Source organism: Flavimaribacter sediminis, assembly GCF_019492055.1.
Taxonomy (GTDB): domain Bacteria; phylum Pseudomonadota; class Alphaproteobacteria; order Rhizobiales; family Rhizobiaceae; genus Flavimaribacter; species Flavimaribacter sediminis.
Map to the genome: position 1 here is coordinate 344,401 of NZ_JAICBX010000004.1, position 21,120 is coordinate 365,520.

Consider the following 21,120-nt stretch of genomic DNA (forward strand, 5'->3'; position numbering starts at 1 on the left):
CTGATAACAGAACACATTCCGGAAGGCTGAACATATGCCCGGCAATCTTAGCTTCAAGGAGCTCGAAAACGCGGTCGCAAGCGGTGAGATCGACACGGTCGTCGCCGTGCAGGTCGATATGCAGGGCCGGTTAATGGGCAAACGGTTCCACGCCGACAACTTCGTAAAACACGCCTTCAAGGAAACACACAGCTGCAACTATCTGCTGGCCACGGATCTCGAGATGGAGACCGTTAGCGGATACGCTTCTGCGAGTTGGGAGCGCGGCTATGGCGACTATACAATGACGCCAGACATGACGACTCTGCGGCGCACGCCCTGGCTTGAAAAAACCGCTTATGTGCTGTGCGACGTGATGGATCATCATACGCATGAGGAAGTTCCGCATGCGCCACGCGCCTTGCTGAAGAAGCAGGTCGCGCGCCTTAAGGACATGGGCATGATGGCCTATATGGCGCCGGAACTGGAGTTGTTCCTGTTCGACCAGAGCTTTGAGGAGGCGCAAGCAGGCGGCTATCGCAGCCTCACCACCATCGGCAAGTACAATCAGGATTACGCGGTCTTCCAGACCACCAAGGAAGAAGAAGTCATGCGGTCGATACGCAATGGCCTCTACGGCGCCGGCATCGCGATCGAGTGCACCAAGGGCGAAGCGTGCGCTGGCCAGGAAGAAATCAACGTCAGATATTCCGATGCGCTCGATATCGCCGACTCACACGTTTTCATAAAGAACGGCAGCAAGGAAATCGCCTGGGCAAAGGGCAAGGCCCTGACGTTCCTGGCCAAGTGGCATACGCAGTCGGCCGGCAATTCCTGCCATATCCATCAATCGCTCTGGTCCGACGATGGCAAGACTGCGCTGTTTTACGATCCGGATGGCCCCTACGGCATGTCGGAGCTAATGCAGCATTATCTGGCTGGCCTTTTGCACAACGCCGGGGCGATCACCTGGTTTCTGGCGCCCTATATCAATTCCTACAAGCGGTTCGCCGAGGGCACCTTCGCGCCGACCAGAGCGATCTGGAGCACAGACAACCGGACGGCCGGTTTCCGGTTATGCGGCGAGAGCAGCAAGGCGGTGCGCGTCGAATGCCGTATCGGCGGGGCCGATCTCAATCCCTATCTCGCCATGTCGGCCCTCCTGGCCGCAGGCCTCGACGGCATCGAGAACAAGCGCAGTCTCGAGGATGAGTTCAAGGGCGACGCCTATATGTCTGAAAAGGCGCGGTCCGTGCCGCGCACCCTGCGCAGCGCCATGCGCGCATTGGACGAATCCGACATGTTGAGGGCGGCGTTTGGCGATGCGGTGATCGACCATTACGTGCGCGCCGCCGAATGGGAACAGGAAGAATACGACCGCAAGGTTACCGACTGGGAAGTCGCGCGCGGCTTCGAAAGAGCTTGATATGACCAAGACACTACAATGCGTATCGCCGATCGACGGAACGGTCTATGCCGAGCGGCCGGTTTTGTCGCTCTCCGAGGCGAAAGAGGCCGTGAACAGGGCGACCGAGGCGCAGAAAGCCTGGGCCGCGAAGCCGTTGTCCGAGAGGATCGCGCTGGTGCGCGCAGGCGTCGCCCGCGTTGGCGAGATGAATGAAGAGATCGTACCGGAACTTGCCTGGATGATGGGACGCCCAGTGCGTTATGGCGGCGAGTTCCGCGGCTTCGAAGAACGTGCGAGCTACATGGCGGACATCGCCGAGGAGGCTTTAAAGCCGATCGTCGTGGAAGATAGCGACAATTTCGAGCGCCGTATCCTTCGCGAGCCGCATGGCGTTGTTCTGGTGATTGCGCCGTGGAATTATCCCTACATGACGGCGATCAATACGGTTGCCCCGGCGCTGATTGCGGGCAATGCGGTGTTATTGAAACACTCCACGCAGACCCTTCTCGTAGGCGAAAGAATGGCGAGAGCCTTCGCAGAGGCCGGCGTGCCAGAAGACGTATTTCAGAACGTGTTTCTGGATCATGAGACAACAGAAAGCCTGATCGCGGCAAAGAGCTTCGGGTTTGTGAACTTCACCGGGTCGGTGGGCGGCGGTCGGGCCATAGAGCAGGCTGCGGCCGGAACTTTCACCAATCTTGGTCTGGAACTCGGTGGCAAGGATCCAGGCTATGTGATGGAAGACGCAGACGTCGAAGCGGCTGCAGAGACGCTTATCGACGGCGCAATGTTCAATTCCGGTCAGTGCTGCTGCGGCATCGAGCGCATCTATGTCGCCGCCTCGCTTTTCGACGCCTTTGTTGAAAAAGCGGTCGCCATCGTCAGTGGCTACACATTGGGCAACCCGCTTGAAGAGACGACGACGCTCGGCCCGATGGCGACGCTGCGATTTGCCGATGAGGTTCGCGCCCAGACCGCCGAAGCGATTGAAGCAGGCGCCCGGGCGCTGATCGACCCGCAACTCTTCCCCCAGGACGGCGGCGCCTATCTCATGCCGCAGATACTCGTCGACGTGAACCATGATATGCGCGTTATGCGGGAAGAGAGCTTCGGACCCGTTGTCGGCATTATGAAGGTTGCTGATGACGACGAAGCCGTGTCGCTGATGAATGACAGCGAATTCGGCCTGACGGCGTCGCTTTGGACGCGTGATCCGGAACGCGCCGCCCGTATCGGCGCGCGCATTGAAACCGGAACCGTTTTCATGAACCGAGCGGACTATCTCGATCCCGGTCTGTGCTGGACCGGCTGCAAGAACACCGGCAAAGGCGGCGCGCTTTCAGCTATTGGATACCAGAATCTGACGCGCCCGAAATCCTACCATTTGAAGAAAGCCTGAACGATGAATTTGGTTGCAAACTGGAGCTACCCCAATCCGATACGCTTTGGCGCCGGACGTATCGCCGAACTTGGCGACGCCTGCGCTGCGGCCGGAATTAAGCGACCGCTACTGGTGACCGACCGTGGCCTGGCCAACCTGCCGATCACCGCCCAGGCGCTTGATCTTCTGGAGAAGGCGGGTCTCGGACGCGCCATATTCTCCGACGTCGATCCCAATCCCACGGATGTTAATCTCGCCGCCGGCATTGAAGTCTACAAGGCTGGCGGACACGATGGCGTCGTCGCATTCGGCGGCGGCTCGGGTCTCGATCTCGGCAAATGCATCGCTCTCATGGCGGGGCAGTCTATCCCGGTCTGGGCTCTGGAGGACATCGGCGACTGGTGGACGCGCGCCGACGCCGATGCGATCGCCCCGAACATCGCAGTCCCCACCACCGCTGGCACCGGTTCGGAAGTTGGGCGGGCAGGGGTTCTGACGAACTCCCAAACCCATGTGAAGAAGATCATTTTCCATCCGAAGATGCTGCCGTCCGCGGTAATTTGCGACCCGGAACTGACCTGCGGCATGCCGCAGGCGATTACCGTCGGCACTGGCATGGACGCATTCGCCCATTGTCTGGAGGCCTATTCGTCAACATTTTATCACCCGATGAGCCAGGGAATAGCGCTGGAGGGGATGCGGCTGGTGAAGGAAAACCTGCCAGTCGTGTTTGCAGAGCCGAACAATCTGGACGCCCGCGCCAACATGATGAGCGCTGCGGCCATGGGCGCCGTAGCATTCCAGAAAGGGCTGGGCGCGATCCATGCGCTGTCTCATCCCGTTGGAGCGGTTTACAACACCCACCACGGCATGACCAACGCCGTCGTTATGCCCCCGGTGCTCAAATTCAATCGTTCGGTGATAGAGGACAAGATCGAGCGGGCCGCCGCATATCTGGGCGTCGCGGGCGGTTTTGACGGCTTCTACGATTATGTCGTCGACTTGCGCGCGAAACTCGGCGTCCCGAGCGGGCTGGTGGAGATGGGCGTATCCGAAGATCGAATCGACGAACTGACCGAAATGGCGATCGTCGACCCGACGGCTGGCAGCAATCCGGTCGAAATGACCCGGGAAAACACCGCCCAACTGTACCGGGACTGTCTCTGATCAAGAGAGTTCGTCCTGTCTGTCATTAAACTGCTGATATCCGCGGGAATTGTCTCTGCCGCGGCTTTGTCTGCTTTACTCGATCCCTCTTATCTGGGATGAAGGATGCAACCTCAGATTTCATTCGGGTTGGAGGACGGAGCGATGACGGACAACCGCGAGAACACCGACCTGATGATGGTTGTGGCCAGCGACATATCGGGTCAGTTGCGCGGCAAGGCGATGCCGTTGCGGGCGAAGGTTCTACGGACGGAAACAGGCGTCGGATGGACCGGAACATGCGTGCAGATAATTTCTTTCGGTCCCATTGCTGAAAGTCCGTGGGGTCCGCGGGGGGGATCTTCTGATCAGGCCGGATTACTCGACGATGATCGACCTTGCGATCCCGGAATACGGGGTTAACGAGTGTTTTGTGATCGGCGATGTAATGACTTTGGAGGACGAGCCTTGGGAATGCTGTCTGCGCGGTCAGGCGAAAGCCGCCGCCGAACGGCTGGAAAATGTCCACGGGCTTATTCTAAAGGCGGCGTTTGAGCACGAATTCCACTACTCGGGTGGCCAGCCGCAGCCGGGTCTCGGCTATGCGCTGCGCGCCTTTCGCCGGATGGGCGGGTTTCCTGACAGGCTGATGGCGGTCCTTGATCGCGTCGGTCTGAAACTCGACACCTTCATGCCGGAATACGGTCCCGGACAGTGCGAGGTTACAATCGGCCCCAACGATGCGATTGGCGCTTGTGACGACGCCGTCGTATTGCGGGAAATGACACGCGCCGTTGCGAATGGTCTTGGAGAGCGGGCGAGTTTCGCGCCGATCCTTGATCCGGACGGCGTCGGAAACGGCGCCCATCTGCACTTTTCGTTGCATGACGTCGACGGCAATCCCGTCGACTTCGATAAAACAAAGCCTCACGGCGTATCCGACAGGGCTGGCGCTTTCATTGCCGGCGTCGTGCGGCGCCTGCCGGAATTCATATCGATGACGGCGCCGGCCGTTGCCTCCTACATCCGTATGACTCCGCATCGCTGGAGCCCGACCTGCGACAATTTCGGCTATCGCGACCGTGAGGCGGCTGTGCGCATCTGCCCGGTTTTCACGCCGCAAGACGAGGAAGATGTCGCGGGGAAGTTCCATTTCGAATATCGCGTGTCGGACGCGGCAGCGAGCCCGTACCTGGTTATGGCGGCGCTTCTGAACGCCGGCCTGAACGGTCTCGACGAAGGCATGGCTACGCCGGAAATCACCGAGAGCGACCCCAACGATATGACGCCAGAGCAGCTTGCGGATATCGGATGCGCCCGACTGCCGACCAGTCTGGTCGCAGCTCTTGACCGTTTGGAAGCCAGCGACTGGGCGAAAGCTGCTTTCGGCGAAACCTTTATCGACGTTTATCTTGCGCACAAGCGATGCGAGATCGACATCATGAACGGCCTGACGAACACGGAAATATGCGAGAAATACGCACAGGCCTACTGACCTTTGATAGTGATCTGCCCCTTGACTTGCCCTTCGTTCGATGGTGTTAGGCGATCCCACTGCGGCATCGATGAAAGGCATTTGGGATGAGTTGGGCATTTACGTTTCCCGGACAAGGCAGCCAGGTTGTCGGCATGGGCAAGGAACTGGCTGACGCCTTTCCTGCTGCACGGGCGGTTTTCGAGGAGGTCGACGATGCGTTGGGTCAGAAGCTCTCCACAATCATCTGGGAGGGGTCTGACGAAGATCTGACGCTGACAGCCAACACCCAGCCGGCGCTGATGGCGGTCTCGCTGTCGATTGTCCGCGCGCTGGAATCGGAGGGTTTTGTCCTGAAGGACAAGGTAGCCTATGTCGCCGGTCATTCGCTCGGCGAATATTCGGCACTGGCCGCCGCAGGCGCTTTTTCGATTGCCGACACCGCGCGGCTTCTTCGCATTCGCGGAGAGGCCATGCAGGCCGCAGTGCCGGTTGGCGAAGGCGCGATGGCCGCAATCATCGGTCTCGAACGCGACCAGGTCGATACGATATGCAACGATAACTCCACAGGCGGCGTCTGCCAGATAGCCAATGACAATGGAGCAGGCCAACTTGTCATATCCGGCTCGAAGGCCAACATAGAGGCGGCGGCGCAGCAGGCGAGCGAGATGGGCGCCAAGCGCGCAAGGCTGCTGCCGGTGTCCGCGCCGTTTCACTCCGCCCTGATGGCGCCGGCTGCGGACGCCATGAAGACGGCTCTGGCCGAGGTCGACATTCAGGCGCCCTGCGTCCCGCTCGTCGCCAATGTGGCGGCCGGTCCGGTGACTGATCCGGCGGAAATCGCCGATCTGCTGGTCAGACAGGTGACAGGTCAGGTGCGCTGGCGCGAAAGCGTCGGCTGGCTGGACGCCAATAGCGTAACCGAAATTTTCGAGATCGGCGCCGGCAAAGTATTGACCGGATTGGCGCGTCGCATTGCGCCTGACATGACGGCGAAGCCCGTCAATACGCCGCAGGATATTGCGGAACTTGCAAATCAATAAATGAAATCGGAGTTTGATCCATGTTTGATCTGAGCGGCCGCAAGGCTCTCGTGACCGGGGCGTCCGGCGGTATTGGCGAGGAGATCGCCCGCAGTCTTCACAAGGCCGGCGCGATTGTCGGGCTGCATGGCACGCGGGTCGAAAAGCTGGACGCGCTTGCTTCTGAGCTCGGCGATAATGTGCATGTGTTTCCCGCCAATCTCTCAAGCGCCGACGAAGTGAAGGCTCTTGGCAAAAAGGCCGAGGAGCAACTCGAGGGCGTCGATATTCTCGTCAACAACGCAGGCATAACGCGGGATGGCCTGTTTGTGCGCATGTCAGACGAAGACTGGAACGCGGTCATTGGCGTAAACCTGACCGCCGTATTCCAGCTGACCAGGGAGTTGACGCATCCGATGATGCGCCGTCGCCACGGCCGGATCATCAACATCACTTCGGTCGTAGGTGTCACAGGCAATCCCGGCCAGGCCAATTATTGCGCGTCAAAGGCGGGGCTGATCGGCTTTTCCAAGTCGCTAGCGCAGGAAATTGCTCCGCGCAACATCACCGTCAATTGCGTGGCGCCGGGGTTCATCCAGTCGGCGATGACCGACAAACTGAATGACAAACAGAAAGACGCAATCATGGGAGCAATTCCCATGAGGCGCATCGGCGACGGCGCCGAAGTGGCGGCTGGAGTCCTGTTCCTTGCGTCGAACGAGGCAAGCTACATCACCGGGCAGACGCTGCACATCAATGGCGGCATGGCGATGATATGATATGACGCGACGCCGCGATCGCTGCCTGCGCATGAAAGGTTTCAGTTTGGGCTTTGCGCCCGGAAGAAACCGTGTTAAGGGCCGCATCCAGTGTTGTTTGCGCCCGTAACGGCGCGGGCGATATCCCGGATTTCTGGGGAAATCAAAGGCTTGTATTTTGACGGTGCTCATGCGCCGAATTATAAGGTGCTTTGAGCTTGAATGAGTGAATGCATGCCGCTATCCAAGGCATAGCAAAACGTATAGGGGTCGAGGATACCGACATGAGCGATACCGCAGAACGCGTTAAGAATATTGTAGTCGAGCATCTTGGCGTTGACGCCGAGAAAGTGACGGAAGGGGCAAGCTTCATCGATGATCTTGGCGCCGATTCCCTGGATACTGTTGAACTGGTCATGGCTTTCGAAGAAGAGTTCGGTGTCGAAATTCCGGACGACGCCGCCGACACTATCCTGACTGTTGGCGACGCGATCAAGTATATCGAGAAGTCCCAAAATTAACCGGATCGGCGGTGCACAGCCTGACAGCAAGTCAAATCCGAAAATTTGATCATGATCTGAAGGCTTTGCGCCACAGCCCGGTTTTTCCGGGCTGTATTGTCTTGTCAGCCGTAATAACTGGCGCCGCGCCGCGGCTGATACGCGTTCATCAGAGCGTAATGTAAGACATAGGGAGGGCAACACATGCGTCGTGTTGTAATTACGGGAACCGGAATGGTTTCCCCTCTTGGCGATGGCACGGAGGTCAGCTGGCGCAGGCTCCTGGCCTCCGAAAACGCTGCCGCGAAGATTGAAGCGTTCGAGGTTGACGACCTGCCGGCGAAGATTGCTTGTTCGATCCCCAAGGGCGACGGTTCGAACGGCACTTATGATCCCGACAAATATATGGAGCCGAAGGAGCAGCGAAAGGTCGATCCGTTCATCGTTTATGCGATGGCGGCGGCGGACCAGGCACTTGCCGACGCCGACTGGTTTCCGCAATCGGACGATGATCAGATTGCAACGGGCGTGCTGATCGGCTCCGGGATCGGCGGCCTTCAGGGCATTATTGAAGCCGGCTACACACTACGCGACAGGGGGCCGCGCCGGGTCTCTCCATTCTTCATTCCAGGTCGGCTGATCAACCTCGCCTCTGGTCAGGTTTCCATCAAGCACAAGCTGCGCGGGCCGAACCATTCGGTGGTCACCGCGTGTTCTACGGGCGCGCACGCGATCGGCGATGCCAGCCGACTGATCGCGCTCGGTGACGCCGACGTGATGGTGGCGGGCGGGGCGGAATCGCCCATCTGCCGTATCGCGCTTGCCGGATTCGCCGCTTGCAAGGCGCTATCTACCGATTACAACGATGAACCACAGCGCGCCTCGCGGCCTTACGATATCGACAGGGACGGTTTCGTAATGGGCGAGGGCGCTGGCGTCGTCGTACTCGAGGAGCTGGAGCACGCAAAGGCGCGCGGCGCAAAGATCTATGCGGAAGTCATCGGCTACGGCCTTTCAGGCGACGCATTTCACATCACCGCGCCGGCCGAGGACGGCGAGGGCGCCTATCGGTGCATGTCGAGCGCGTTGAAGCGCGCCGGCATAGAAGCCTCCGACATCGACTACATAAACGCCCATGGTACGTCGACAATGGCTGACACGATCGAACTTGGAGCGGTCGAGCGCGTTGTGGGCAAGGCGGCCTCCGGCATTTCCATGTCGTCGACAAAATCGGCCATTGGACATCTGCTGGGCGCGGCGGGCGCGGTCGAGGCGATTTTCTGCACACTGGCGATACGGGACAATATCGCGCCTCCGACGCTGAATCTCGACAATCCGGCGGTTGAGACCGAGATCGATCTCGTTCCGAAGGTCGCGCGGAAACGCGAGATCAATGTTGCTTTGTCGAATTCTTTCGGCTTCGGCGGCACCAACGCCTCGCTTGTGTTACGGCGTTATGCAGGTTAACAAACGACGTGCGGATCAGCCATCAATTGCCACAATCCTGTATTTTATTGCGTGCTGTAACAGTGTGGTGATTCCCAATTTAGAGGTTTCAAGGTGAACGACGGCAGAAGTTCAGGACGAGGCGCCGGCTATGGGCCCACAATTGACGGCGGACCAGTCCTTCCACGCACCGCAAGCCAGTCGTTGAAGCCGGAAGAAGCGCCACAGCCGCCGAAACGTTCCAGGCGCGCGCGTAGCCAGTTCGTCGTTTTCCTGAACTTTCTGATGACCCTTGTCGTCGTGCTGCTGATCGGCGCGGCGATTGCGGTCTATTATGGCAAGCTGAAATTTGATGAAAGCGGCCCGCTCGGCCGGAATACAGAGTTCCTTGTCCGTCAGGGTTCAAGCGTCAAGGAGATCGCCGATCTTTTGGCGCGACGCGACATCATCTCCAATTCACTGATTTTCCAGCTCGGAGTGCGGACATACATGCCGGACGATTCCCTGAAGGCTGGCGAGTATCAGATCAAGGCCGGGTCTTCGATGCGGGAAATCATGGATCTCCTCCGGTCCGGCAAATCCATTCTGTATAGCGTCACAGTTCCCGAAGGCCTGACGGTTCAACAAATCATTCAGAGGCTCAGTGAAAACAGCCAGTTGACCGGCGATCTTCCGAAAGAACTGCCGCCCGAAGGCTATCTGCGCCCAGAAACATACAAGTTCACCCGCGGCACCACCCGTCGCGAGGTTCTTGAGCAGATGCACAAGTCCCAGACGGCGCTGATCGACGAAATCTGGAGCCGGCGCAGCGATGACCTGCCGATCAGCACAAAGGAAGAATTCGTGACGCTCGCTTCTATCGTCGAGAAAGAGACGGGCCGCGCGGATGAGCGTTCAATGGTGGCGTCAGTATTCCTGAACAGGCTTGATCGCGGCATGCGCCTGCAATCCGACCCGACGATAATCTATGGCATCTTCGGCGGAGCCGGAAAGCCATCCGACAGGCCGATCTATCAGTCGGATATAGAAAAAGTAACGCCCTACAACACTTATCAGATCAATGGTCTGCCGCCGACGCCGATCGCAAATCCCGGCAGGGCTGCGCTTGAGGCTGTCGCGAACCCGTCGAAGACGGGCAATCTCTACTTCGTGGCGGACGGCTCGGGCGGGCATGCATTCTCTGAAACGCTTGAACAACACAATGCAAATGTCAGGCGCTGGCGCCGGATTGAAGCCGAGCAGGCGAAAGAAGCGGAAGCGACCGCCGGAGATGGGCAGTAATTGCATTCCCTCCGTCCCGGCGTTCAAGCAAAACGCCGGCTGTCCCGCGGTGCAGGATCTTTTAGCCTGCAGTTCGTCTCTGTTCGGTACCTCTTAAGGGCTCCGCGTGTGGTGGGAATTCTTTATGAAAGCTGGGGTTTTAGCCGCTGCTGAAGGGGTGCGTAGCTGTTGCTTGCCTCCCGAACCTCGTAAAGTGGCCTCGGAGAAATAAAGAATAACGATTCGGAATGCAGGCGCCGGCGCTGGCTCTGAAGCGCCGCATAACTGGTAGAGCCATGACGATACAATCGATGACCGGCTTCGCCCGACAGGAAGGCGTCTGTGGAACGCTCCGCTGGTCCTGGGAGGTGCGGTCCGTCAATGGTAAGGGGCTGGATTGCCGAATACGCCTTCCCGTCGGCTATGATCGGCTGGAGCCGATGGTTCGTGAAGCGTTGAAGAACGGGTTCCAGCGCGGGAATATTCAGGCGACTTTGACGCTCACGCGTGAAGGTCAGGCTGTTCAGGCTGTCATCAATCAGGAAGCGTTAGACGCCATCGTCAGGATGATTGAGAGCCTGGGCGACAGGATAGAGGCTGCGCCGCCGCGTTGGGACGGTCTTCTCAATATTCGCGGCGTGCTCGAACTCAAGGAACCCGATCTCGATTCAGAAACTCTCGCAGCGGAGCAGGGCGCAATCCTCGAGGGGCTAAACCTCGCAATCAGCGATCTGCGGGCGGCGCGGCTTGCCGAGGGCGGGAAAATCGCCGCATATGTGGAAGCAAAGGTCACCGAAATTCATTCGCTTGCGGTTCGTGTAGACGAAGATCCGTCGCGAACTCAGGCGGCGATTGGCAAGAGGCTGGCGGAACAGGTGTCGCTTCTGCTGAATAGCGGCGCCGAACTCGATATGAACCGCATTCACCAGGAAGCGGCTATGCTTGCATCGAAGGCTGATCTTCGTGAGGAGATCGACCGGCTTTACGCTCATGTCGAGGCCTGCAGGCGCCTGCTTGAGGAGACAGGACCTGTAGGGCGCAAGCTCGATTTCCTGGCGCAAGAGTTCAACCGCGAAGCCAACACGATCTGCTCCAAGTCCAACGCCGCGTCAGTCACTGCGATCGGGCTGGAACTGAAGGTGATCATTGATCAGTTTCGCGAGCAAATTCAGAATCTGGAGTAGCGCTGTGACAACCGATCGGAGCAGCACCGGTATCAAGCGTCGTGGTTTGATGCTTGTCCTTTCCTCCCCCTCCGGCGCTGGCAAATCGACGATTGCCCGCACTCTTCTCGAACACGATGCCGATTTGAAGCTGTCCATCAGCGTTACCACGCGTCAGCGACGCGGCAGCGAGATAGACGGCGTCCATTACCGTTTTGTCTCTGAATCGGAATTTGCGAGAATGCGGGACACGGACGCGTTGCTCGAATGGGCGGAAGTTCACGGAAACTTCTACGGAACTCCTCGGGAACCGGCTGAAATTGCGTTGGCCGCAGGCCGCGACATGCTCTTCGACATCGATTGGCAGGGCGCTCAACAATTGCTGGACAAGATGGCGGCTGACGTGGTTTCCATCTTTATCCTGCCGCCCTCGCTTGGCGAATTGCGTTCGCGGCTGAAGAGGCGCGCCGAGGATACGGATGAAGTGATCGAAAGACGTCTCGCCAATGCGTGCGAGGAAATACGTCACTGGATGGACTATGATTTCGTGGTGGTCAATGACGATCTCGACCAGGCCTATTCCTCGGTGAAGGCGATTGTCCAGGCTGAACGTCTGCGCCGAGATCGTCGGCCAGGACTGTTCGATTTTGTTTCCGGGCTTCTTGAAGAAAAGCCCAGCTGAGCCCTGCAGTTTGGGACGTTAAACGTCGAGCGCCTGTATTTATTCTTTGCAGTAATAATTGCCGTATTTGCAGTAATAAATGCGGCTGAGCATGGCGGCGGCCGTTGTTTCCATGCCATTCGGCGTGTCCGGAAACATTTGGTTGCAAAACTCATTTAGCGAAAAACTTCCAGACATGTGTTGATCAACGCTGGATACGTTTTTGATCTACTTTGCGGGCTTATTAGGAGCGTTCGGCCATACTAAATCCGACAACGCTATTGCTTCAATGAGTGTCAGGATTTAGCACAAGATATGCGTTTTTGCGGGACACAAATCCAGGCTGACGGATTCTTGGGCGCCCAGCAAAAACAGTTGTAAGAAACCCCGGGAAAAATATCAAAAATGATCATCAGTGACACTTACGGCTTTGCATTTGTTCACATACCCAAATGCGGAGGTAGCACCGTTAAACATGTCATAAGCAGCTATAATGAGACAGATTTGCCCATCGTGGGCATACATGAGCATCCAGCGTTGGGAAGACTCGATTACGCACATATTCCTCTGGAAGTTTTAAGAGAACATTTCGCCAAGGAATTCTCAAAGATTGAACAATACAAAGCGTTCGCTCTGGTGCGTGATCCACGAGAACGCTTTTTCTCCGCTCTGTCTCAAAATCAAAGAATGTTTTCCGGAACCGACATTACGACAATGGCTAGTAGGGATGTTATCCGGCAATGCGAAAAGGTCTGTAACTATCTGCAAACTTTGAACGGATTCTGCGATCCAGAGAGGATACATTTTGAGAAGCAATCCCGATACCTGGATCTTGACGACAAGCGGGTAGTTGACGTCGTACTGCCTTTGCACCGCCTTGACCTTCTAGTCGCCGGGATCGGAGACAGTGTTCATCGGAAGCTGAAGATAGGAGCCCCAGTCAATCAAACACGTATAAAAAGGTTCGGTCTTCGGAAGTCATTGGCAGATAAAAACGACAAGATATATGTAAAAATTCGAAGATCAAAAATAATACCATTATTTATTAAAAAAATAGCAACAAATATAATGTACACAGAGTTCGATCATAAAATATATATAAATGAAATGCCTACAGAAATAATATCATTCATTGATCAATATTACAAAGAAGATGCGGTAATATATCAGAACGCTTTGCAGACTCAGGAAAGATGGACTTTGCAAGCTTGACCTGTGGCAGACGCAAGAGTGCAGAATTCCTCCACCGATAGGGTTTCGGCTCTCCTTTGCGGATCGATGCCGGATTGCGTAAGAAGCGTCTCTCCGCCAAGCGCTTTCAGGCTTTGGCGAAGCATCTTGCGCCGCTGACCGAAAGCAGCCTGCGTTACCCGTTCCAGCGCAGAGACATCGCATTGCAGCGGTTTGTCCCTTGGATGAAGCTGGACTATGGACGAGGTGACTTTCGGTGGCGGCGTAAAAGCCTGGGCGGGGACGTCGAAAAGCAGGCGGGTCTGACAACGCCAGCTGGCAAGCACCGACAGCCTGCCATAAGCGCTTGCGCCGGCTTCGGCGATGATACGCTGCGCCACTTCGCGTTGGAACATCAGCGTGAGCGACTCATAGTATGGCGGCCAGGGCTCGGCGGTTAGCCAGTCGACAAGCAGGCGAGTGCCGATATTGTAAGGCAGGTTCGCGACGATCTTTACCTTGCAGGCATCGAGGTCCTGCTGCCGAAATTCCAGCGCATCGCCTTCAATGACGCGCAGTCGGCCGGGATAGCGGTTCGCAATCTCGGCAAGCGCTGGAAGACAGCGGCTGTCCCTTTCGATCGCGATCACACGGTCGGCGCCTTCGGCAAGCAAGGCGCGCGTCAGGCCGCCGGGGCCAGGACCGACCTCAATGACCGTGCGACCTTCAAGTGGGCCGGCTGCTCGGGCGATTTTCGCCGTCAGATTGAGATCGAGCAGAAAGTTCTGACCAAGAGATTTGCGCGCGTCGAGCCCGTGACGCGCTATGACGTCGCGCAGCGGCGGCAGATCGTCAATCGCCGACATGGCGCTGCTTTCGCTGGTGCGCCGCCATGCGGGCGGCAAGTTTCATGGCTGCAAGAAGGCTACCCGAATGCGCCTTGCCGGAGCCGGCAATATCGAAAGCCGTTCCATGATCGGGAGAGGTTCGGATGAACGGCAGCCCCAGCGTCGTGTTGACGGTATCGTTGAACGCCAGCGCCTTGGCCGGAATAAGCGCCTGATCATGATACATGCAGAGCGCAGCGTCATAGTCGCGCCGCGCCTCTGCATGAAACATAGTGTCAGCGGGAAGGGGGCCGAATGCATTCACGCCCTGGGCGCGCATTTCCGCTATGGCAGGTGCGATGATCGCGAGATCCTCGGATCCGAACGATCCGGATTCTCCGGCATGCGGATTGAGACCGGCGACGGCGATGCGCGGTTTGGATATTCCAAAGCGGGATTCCAGATCGCACGACGTTGTCAGGCCTGTCTCGACGATAAGATCGGTCGTCAATTGCTCTGGCACTTTTCGTAGCGGGATATGAATGGTCACCGGTACGACATTCAGATCTGGGCCGGCCAGCATCATCACTGGCATATGCGCTTCGTCTGTGTGCTGTTTTGCGAGTTCCGCCAGGTATTCCGTATGGCCGGGAAATCCAAATCCGGCGTCGTAGAGGATCGCCTTGGCTATCGGGTTGGTGACAATCGCTGCGGCCTTGCCGGACATCGTCAGATCAACGGCGCGCCGGATCGCTTCCAGAATTGCTTCTGCATTGTTTCGGTCAGGTTTGCCGGGTTTAGCTAAAACTTGATTTTCGAGAGGCAGTACTGGCAACGCCTCGGCCTGCGACAGAACGTCGGACACCTGGTCTATTTCGCTAACTGCAATTTCCGCATTCAGCAGTTTTGCGCGCTCCGCCAACAATGTGGGAGAGCCGAGTACGGCAAAAGGCGGCAGGTCGAGCTGCGCGCGGCGACGCCATAGATCGATCGTTATGTCAGGTCCGATCCCGGCGGGATCGCCCATTGTAACGACAAGGGGCAGGGATGTCGCTTTCATCGATCCTCACCCGATTGAACGGGGCCGTCGGGTCACCGGTCAGTGATAGGATATGCGCGCCTTTTCCTGCAACTCCTTCAGGAACTTCTCGCTGTTGGCGTTGCTCTCGCCACTATCCTGTTTTTCGCTGCGAAACACCATCTCGGCGGCAAGGTCGTCGGACACTTGTCTCGCGCGGCACACGGCGATGAATTCCACGCCCTGTTCTGTCACCTGAACCGGAGTTGTGCCGCCTTCCGGTGTCTTTTCGACCGCAGCTTTCCAGTTCTTCGGCAATTCCGGCTGCATGACGCGCCCAAGGTCGCGCACAGAAACATCCAGTAGACCCTTGGCGAACTCATGGCTCGAATCGCACCCCACAAACCGGCTGCGCATATTGGAAGCCTCTTTCTTCCGCCGGTTCAGGATGGCGCTGCGCTTGGATTGCGGAACAACAAAAATGACCTGTTGAAGGATATATTCGGTTGTGGTGGGTTTTTCGCCTCCACGCTCAAGCATATTCTTGACCAGTTCTTCCGTCGACATACGCCCCCCGGAAGTAGAGAATCTTGCCTCGACCAATTTAGGCCAGGTCATTTGGGTCTTGATAAATTCCTTGAAATGGTCCGCTCCAACACCGGTTTGGTCGAGAGCCTTTTCCATCTGCTTGTCGGACATCTTGTTGCCCTTGGCGAAACGGGTGAATGCTGCATTAACCTGCGCGTCGCTGATGTTGTAACCAAGCCGATCGGCCTCGCTCAATTTGAGCGCCTGTTCGATCATCTGCTCCTTGGCTTTTTCTTTCAAATTGCCCTTTTGCCTCTGCAATTGCAGGAGCTTTGACCGACGCTGCAGATCTAGCGTCGTAATAACCCTGTCATTCACCACGATTGCGATCTTGTTGGCGATTGCGGTTCCGCCATGGAAAAGCGACGCCGCAACTACGGCGATGAGGAGCGCCAGGCGAATCCCTCCGGCCGATATCTCCCTTTTGAGACCGATTGTCATTGTCCGTTTCCTGTTTAATCTGGTGTGTCAGTGTACGCGTGATCCGGTATTATGTGTCAATTACACAACGTTTTGGCACAATAAAGACACATGAAGGTCCAAAATGTTCAAATTTAAACGCCCGGCGGCGTTGCTCGGACTACCGGTTTTGCGATTTTTCCGTCAGTAGACCGTGGTGAACGGAGACGAACCGATGTCGTCATTGTCCCACAGTTTGCTGTCATAGCCGACATCTTCTCCTCTGCCGAAATTGAAGTCACCCAGCGTTCTCAGGCTGATTTTTACTCCAATGCTCCAGTCGACCGCTTCGTTATCATCACGCGTCTGAGTATAGGCCAGTGAAATGGCCGTGCATTCGTCGTCATAGCCGAAGCCCAAGGTATTGTTGGTGATGATATCGTTTTCGAGATCCCATTCGATGGCGCCGAAGGCCCGCCAATTTTCGGCGAACCGCATCGACGCAGCTCCCTTGAATTCATGACGATAGGTGTCCGTACCGTAACCAGGTTGCGGGACAACCGAGGTGTAGGAGATAGCCGTGCTGAAATTGCGTCCAGAATAGGATCCACCAACGTCGACGCGCTGAAGGCTGAAATCGGCTTCGTCGAAACGCCCCTGAGTAGTGAATGTGAGACCGTTCGGCAGATCAAGTCCGATTCCGCCGACATAGTCGGAACGCGCCGTTTCAAGGCCGGAAGAGGAGCCGACATTCACGAGGTCGTCGGTTGCGAAGGAGTTCAGGCCGGCAAGCTGGAAGGATTGACCAAACACGCCGCGCAGCGACATGCCGTTGTCAAACGTTCCTGTGTAACGAATGCCGAGATTGGCCCTTGTTCCGCCTTCTATGCGGTCATACCCGGAGAACTTGTCCTGTTCAAACAGGTTCGTGGCGTCAAAAATAAAGCTTTGCGCGTCCTCGTTCGGCAGGCCGCCTGCATATTGCTCGTCGGGCCGCACGAAAATCTGTGCAATTGGCTCCACGATATGCGAGCTGTGCTCCGTCGAGAACAGAATTGGATAGCGCGCCTCAAGACCGGCGGTCGCCATGTAGCGGCCGACGGTGTTGGAGTTGACGAACGGGCCAGGGTAGGTCAGCGGCGGGTCAACATCGAGAAAATTTACGTCGCCGCGCAGACCGAGGATGGGCGTAAGCAGAAGACCGATATCGGTGTAGAACGTCCGGCGCCAGTCGAGTTCGGTTGTCAGACGCGTATTTGTTCCTTTCACGCCGCGATAGGCGTCATAGAAGGGATATTCTTCTGCTTCGCGGCGCGTCAGGCTCAGAATATTGGCGTCGAAGCTAAGCTCCCCGCCTGCCATAGGCTGATCGAATGTCTTGTGGTAGTCGAGCGAAGGGTGAACAATCGGCTGCTGCTCTTCCGCTATGTTCTGCGGATTTATCGACTGAACGTCGTAGTAGAAGGCGCGCAAATCAAAGAAGTTTCGCCCTTCAAGCCCCGTCAGATACACAGTGGACGGCACAGTGCGGTTACGATAACCCTCGATCCCGTATGTGTTCGAGAAGCTCTTGTCGCTCTGGAGCATGACGTTCCATCCAAAAATCCAACGTGGATTGATTCGGAAGTCGCCCTTTGAAGCAATCATGCCGCGCGCGTCATTCTCAGCGTCAACGGTTCCCTCTTCAAAGGCTCCGCTGTTGAGCTGATAGATTCCGGCAGCCGTCAGCACATGCGCGCCATTGTCGAATTGCCTTCGAAACTCTGCCTGGCCCAGGAAACCCTGCTGTGTATAGCCGGTTACCTGGATGGTGACGTCGCTTCGCGGTCCCGTCACCAGAAAATAGGGGACAGTTAGCCCGAAACCGAGTTCACTGCTGAACTGGAAATTTGGCGTGAGAAATCCGGATTTGCGTTCGACTGTGTGATCAGGCACCTGCAGCGTTGGAATATAGGCGATAGGCATTCCGAACAGTTCGAACCGTGCGTGCTGCAGGGTGATCGTCTGTGTCTGGCCATTCTGGATAACTCGCCGCGCCTTGACCTGCCACAAGGGCGCCTTGTCGCTTTTCGGCTTGTCTTGGCACACTTCGCAAGCAGTGTAGACGCCGTTGTTGAAGACAGCCTGATCGCCGCCGATCCTCTGTGCGCTGTCTGCCACGATATACGTGTCGTCGGGAGTTTCGATTCGCAGCGCATTGACAAACCCGTCGGCGAAATCATCCGTGACGTCGAGTTCCTGGGCGTAGATGACATTGCCGCTCGGCTCGATCAGTTCGATATCGCCATAAGCTTTCAGTCGTCCGGAATTCTGATCGTAGACCAGTCGTCGGGCGACCATCTTGTATTTGTCGTAGTCGATCTGGACATTGCCCGAAGCAGTAATGATCTGATTGTCGTAGTCGTAGACGAGTTCATTGGCCGTCAGGATAAGACGGGCGTCGGGAGACACATTGATGTTGAGACCGGAACCGGAATTGGGTGGACTCTGCGCGATAGCCGGATGTATTGCGACCGAGCCCCCCAGAATAGCGGACAGCGCGGTAACCAAGCCGACGATACGCATACTCTTCCTTTCGCGGCTTCTCGACAAATCCACTACCCATCCTCCTTGTGGAGAAGAACTGTTACTCCAAGCGCCATCGCAACGATAACAGGCAGCCATGCTGCAACAAAAGGTGGCACTGTCCCCGCCGTTCCGAAAGCTTTCGCCAGAACAGATACGACATAAAGCAGAAACCCGGCCAAGATGCCAGCCAAAATGATCCCGACCGATTGTCCGAACCGTATAAATTTGAGTGAAACGGTTGCGGCGATCAGGGTCATTGCAACGAGAAGTAATGGTAGCGCAAGCAGGGATTGATACTGCATGGCGAATGCATTCGCGCCCAGACCGAATGAGCGCGCCACCTCGATTTTGTCGGGCAGTTCGAAGAAGGAAACAGCTTCGGGCGCGGCAAGTGATTCTTCCACGGCTCTTGGATTGAGATTGGTTTGGATTACGGCGCTCTTGATTTCCGCCGGCCCCGGACCTGAGACGCGTTTGACGTTGGACAGGACCCATTGACCATCCTGAAGTTCAGCCGTCTCGGCGTCCAGTCTCTCAATAATATCGCCTGCCTCGTTGAACCGAATGAACTTTGCGCCGCCCAGCAGCAGGCCGCGCTCTGCAATGGTTTCAGCTCCTATGATCGTGACGCCCTCATTGGTGCGCTGACGCAGCCACGGCGTGCGTTCGATTTCGCCGACTGTTCCGCGCTGCATGCCGAGGGAAACCTCGTATCCGTGCACGATCGCAAGGGCCCTTGCGGAAAGCGGGTTGATTGCGGTGATCAGAAACACGCCGATGAGCAGGCTCGCCACGCACAGCGGCGATAGAAACTGCCAGGCTGATACGCCGGTCGAGCGGGCGACGACCAGTTCGTAGCGTCTATTGAGCATCAGAAGCAGCGTCATTGCAGAGAACAGAATGACGAAAGGCGCCGTGACCTGGATGATTCCGGGTAGCCTTAGAATCGAAAGCTTTATGCCAAGGCCGATGGTGTAATTTTCATGTCCCGATATGCGGCTGGCGAATTCTGTGAAATCAACGAGGAAGATCAAAGCGACCATTCCAAGAACGAACCAGCCGGTTACGACAAGGTAGCGTCGAAAGAGATAACGCCAAAGCGTGAGGCCCATCATGACGCGCTCCTCCCGCCATAGCTGTCGATGAGCCGAAACCGGACGAGCAGGGGACGCGCGATCCGCATCGCAAACGCCGCAAGGCTGGTTGCGCCGTCAATGAGGAATTGCGGTGTGCGAAAGGTTATGTTGGTCAGGATCAGGGATCCGAAGGTCACGATGCCCCCCGCCGGAATCGCGTAGCAAAGGATCATGTAGATGACATCCCTGCCGGATTTGTCTGTGACAAAATATCCCAACCCACGCAGGAAGAAGCCGATCGCCGCGGCGAAGATCATGCTCCAGATCTGTTCGCTCCTGTGGGAATGCGCCTTGCCGAGAAAATAGATCGTGATCAGGGCAAAGAGAACCGGATAGAGCCATTCCGAGAACCGTCTGTTTATTTCCGAATAATAGTTCTGCGGCCTTCTCTGATAAATCGCGTCGTTGGGATCGGGATTGAACAGATACGCCGTGGTCCGTTCCTTGGGATAGTAGAAGGCGGCGCTGGACTGACTGTCGCCGATCAGACTGAGATCAAAGGCGTATGTGGCGAACTTGATGACTGACACGTTGCCGTCTGCCTTGATTTTCCTGTGCAGTTCACCGTCCGACATCACCAGGAAGTTCTTGCCTTCGCTTTCGATGAAGGCGCCGTATTTCGCGTAGTAGACCAGTTCTGTCGCCGGATCTCTCTCGTCTGAGAGGAAGATGCCGCCAAGCGACCCGCCGGCTAGCTTGTCGGCCACATGGACGTACAGGTTGTTCTGCAGCTTGTGAAATATGCCCGACTGGACAGCGACCGAGAGCAGATCTGTCCGCGCCTCGACCAGAAGGTTCCTGAGATTTCGGTTGGCCCAAGGCTCGGCATAGAGGCTGGTCGCAAGCGAAGCCAGAGACATCAGCATGGCGAGTATCAGGATCGGTTTTGCAGTCAGCATCCTGGAGCCGCCGGACGCCTCTATTACCGGCAACTCGGAGTCACCGTTCATTGTGCTGAGCGTCTGCGAAGCGCCGAGCATCAATGCGAACGGCGTGACCACAACCAGCATGGACGGAATCAGCAAACCTGCAAGCCGAAGAAAGGTCATTAGCGACTGACCGGTCGAACTCATCAGGTTCACATGGATCAGAACCTGCGTGATCATAGCGATCGCCGTGGTGACGAGGAGGGTGGCGACTGTCAGCAGTAGGACCCTGCGGAATATATAGCGTTCAATCAGATTCATGCAGTCCGGCTTCCGGATCCCGCCGCTTC

At 56.9% G+C, this 21,120-nt stretch carries 18 protein-coding genes; 12 read left to right on the top strand and 6 right to left on the bottom strand.

The features are described 5' to 3' along the window. Positions 1–34: 34 nt before the first annotated feature. The 12 genes from K1W69_RS20675 (at position 35) to K1W69_RS20730 (ending at position 13,410) form a co-directional block, all read left to right on the top strand. Entirely contained in the window at positions 35–1,405 is a 1,371-nt protein-coding gene (locus K1W69_RS20675) for a glutamine synthetase family protein (RefSeq protein WP_220230337.1), read from the top strand. A gap of 1 nt (position 1,406) precedes the next feature. Continuing rightward, entirely contained in the window at positions 1,407–2,786 is a 1,380-nt protein-coding gene (locus K1W69_RS20680) for an aldehyde dehydrogenase family protein (protein WP_220230338.1), read from the top strand. A 3-nt stretch (positions 2,787–2,789) separates the two neighbouring features. Continuing rightward, positions 2,790–3,935 (top strand): iron-containing alcohol dehydrogenase, encoded by a 1,146-nt coding sequence (locus K1W69_RS20685; RefSeq protein ID WP_220230339.1) that lies wholly within the window; start codon positions 2,790–2,792, stop codon positions 3,933–3,935. Between the two features lie 367 nt (positions 3,936–4,302). Next, positions 4,303–5,409 (top strand): type I glutamate--ammonia ligase, encoded by a 1,107-nt coding sequence (locus K1W69_RS20690; RefSeq protein ID WP_220230340.1) that lies wholly within the window; start codon positions 4,303–4,305, stop codon positions 5,407–5,409. 86 nt (positions 5,410–5,495) lie between these two features. Next, positions 5,496–6,431: an ACP S-malonyltransferase gene (fabD, locus tag K1W69_RS20695; protein ID WP_220230341.1), complete on the top strand. Its 936-nt coding sequence runs from the start codon at positions 5,496–5,498 to the stop codon at positions 6,429–6,431. A 20-nt stretch (positions 6,432–6,451) separates the two neighbouring features. After that, a complete protein-coding gene (gene fabG, locus K1W69_RS20700) occupies positions 6,452–7,189 on the top strand; it encodes a 3-oxoacyl-[acyl-carrier-protein] reductase (RefSeq protein ID WP_220230342.1) in 738 nt (245 codons plus the stop codon). Positions 7,190–7,452: 263 nt separating this feature from the next. Next, the gene (locus tag K1W69_RS20705; RefSeq protein ID WP_220230343.1) at positions 7,453–7,689 is read left to right on the top strand and encodes an acyl carrier protein; all 237 of its coding nucleotides are present in this window, start codon (positions 7,453–7,455) and stop codon (positions 7,687–7,689) included. A 183-nt stretch (positions 7,690–7,872) separates the two neighbouring features. Further along, the gene (gene fabF, locus K1W69_RS20710) at positions 7,873–9,135 is read left to right on the top strand and encodes a beta-ketoacyl-ACP synthase II (protein WP_220230344.1); all 1,263 of its coding nucleotides are present in this window, start codon (positions 7,873–7,875) and stop codon (positions 9,133–9,135) included. A 93-nt stretch (positions 9,136–9,228) separates the two neighbouring features. After that, the gene (mltG, locus tag K1W69_RS20715; RefSeq protein ID WP_220230345.1) at positions 9,229–10,395 is read left to right on the top strand and encodes an endolytic transglycosylase MltG; all 1,167 of its coding nucleotides are present in this window, start codon (positions 9,229–9,231) and stop codon (positions 10,393–10,395) included. Positions 10,396–10,670: 275 nt separating this feature from the next. Next, positions 10,671–11,558, top strand: coding sequence for a YicC/YloC family endoribonuclease (locus K1W69_RS20720; RefSeq protein ID WP_220230346.1), 888 nt, complete (start codon positions 10,671–10,673; stop codon positions 11,556–11,558). Positions 11,559–11,607: 49 nt separating this feature from the next. Continuing rightward, positions 11,608–12,219: a guanylate kinase gene (gmk, locus tag K1W69_RS20725; protein WP_220230596.1), complete on the top strand. Its 612-nt coding sequence runs from the start codon at positions 11,608–11,610 to the stop codon at positions 12,217–12,219. A 384-nt stretch (positions 12,220–12,603) separates the two neighbouring features. Continuing rightward, positions 12,604–13,410, top strand: a complete 807-nt coding sequence (locus tag K1W69_RS20730) for a sulfotransferase family 2 domain-containing protein (protein ID WP_220230347.1) — start codon at positions 12,604–12,606, stop codon at positions 13,408–13,410. Here K1W69_RS20730 and rsmA read toward each other — a convergent pair. From rsmA to lptF, 6 genes are all read right to left on the bottom strand, one after another. Beyond that, positions 13,383–14,234, bottom strand: coding sequence for a 16S rRNA (adenine(1518)-N(6)/adenine(1519)-N(6))-dimethyltransferase RsmA (gene rsmA, locus K1W69_RS20735; protein ID WP_220230348.1), 852 nt, complete (start codon positions 14,232–14,234; stop codon positions 13,383–13,385). The two genes, K1W69_RS20730 and rsmA, sit on opposite strands and share 28 nt — an antisense overlap. After that, a complete protein-coding gene (gene pdxA / locus K1W69_RS20740) occupies positions 14,221–15,255 on the bottom strand; it encodes a 4-hydroxythreonine-4-phosphate dehydrogenase PdxA (protein ID WP_220230349.1) in 1,035 nt (344 codons plus the stop codon). Before pdxA ends, rsmA begins: the two co-directional genes overlap by 14 nt. 39 nt (positions 15,256–15,294) lie before the next feature. Beyond that, positions 15,295–16,242 (bottom strand): SurA N-terminal domain-containing protein, encoded by a 948-nt coding sequence (locus K1W69_RS20745; protein ID WP_220230350.1) that lies wholly within the window; start codon positions 16,240–16,242, stop codon positions 15,295–15,297. A gap of 162 nt (positions 16,243–16,404) precedes the next feature. Beyond that, on the bottom strand, positions 16,405–18,765 hold the full coding sequence (locus K1W69_RS20750) for an LPS-assembly protein LptD (RefSeq protein WP_258571243.1): 2,361 nt from the start codon (positions 18,763–18,765) through the stop codon (positions 16,405–16,407). 32 nt (positions 18,766–18,797) lie between these two features. Then, positions 18,798–19,883: an LPS export ABC transporter permease LptG gene (gene lptG / locus K1W69_RS20755; RefSeq protein WP_220230352.1), complete on the bottom strand. Its 1,086-nt coding sequence runs from the start codon at positions 19,881–19,883 to the stop codon at positions 18,798–18,800. Next, entirely contained in the window at positions 19,880–21,091 is a 1,212-nt protein-coding gene (gene lptF / locus K1W69_RS20760) for an LPS export ABC transporter permease LptF (protein WP_220230353.1), read from the bottom strand. The genes lptG and lptF overlap by 4 nt, the downstream gene beginning before the upstream one ends. Between the last annotated feature and the right edge of the window lie 29 nt (positions 21,092–21,120).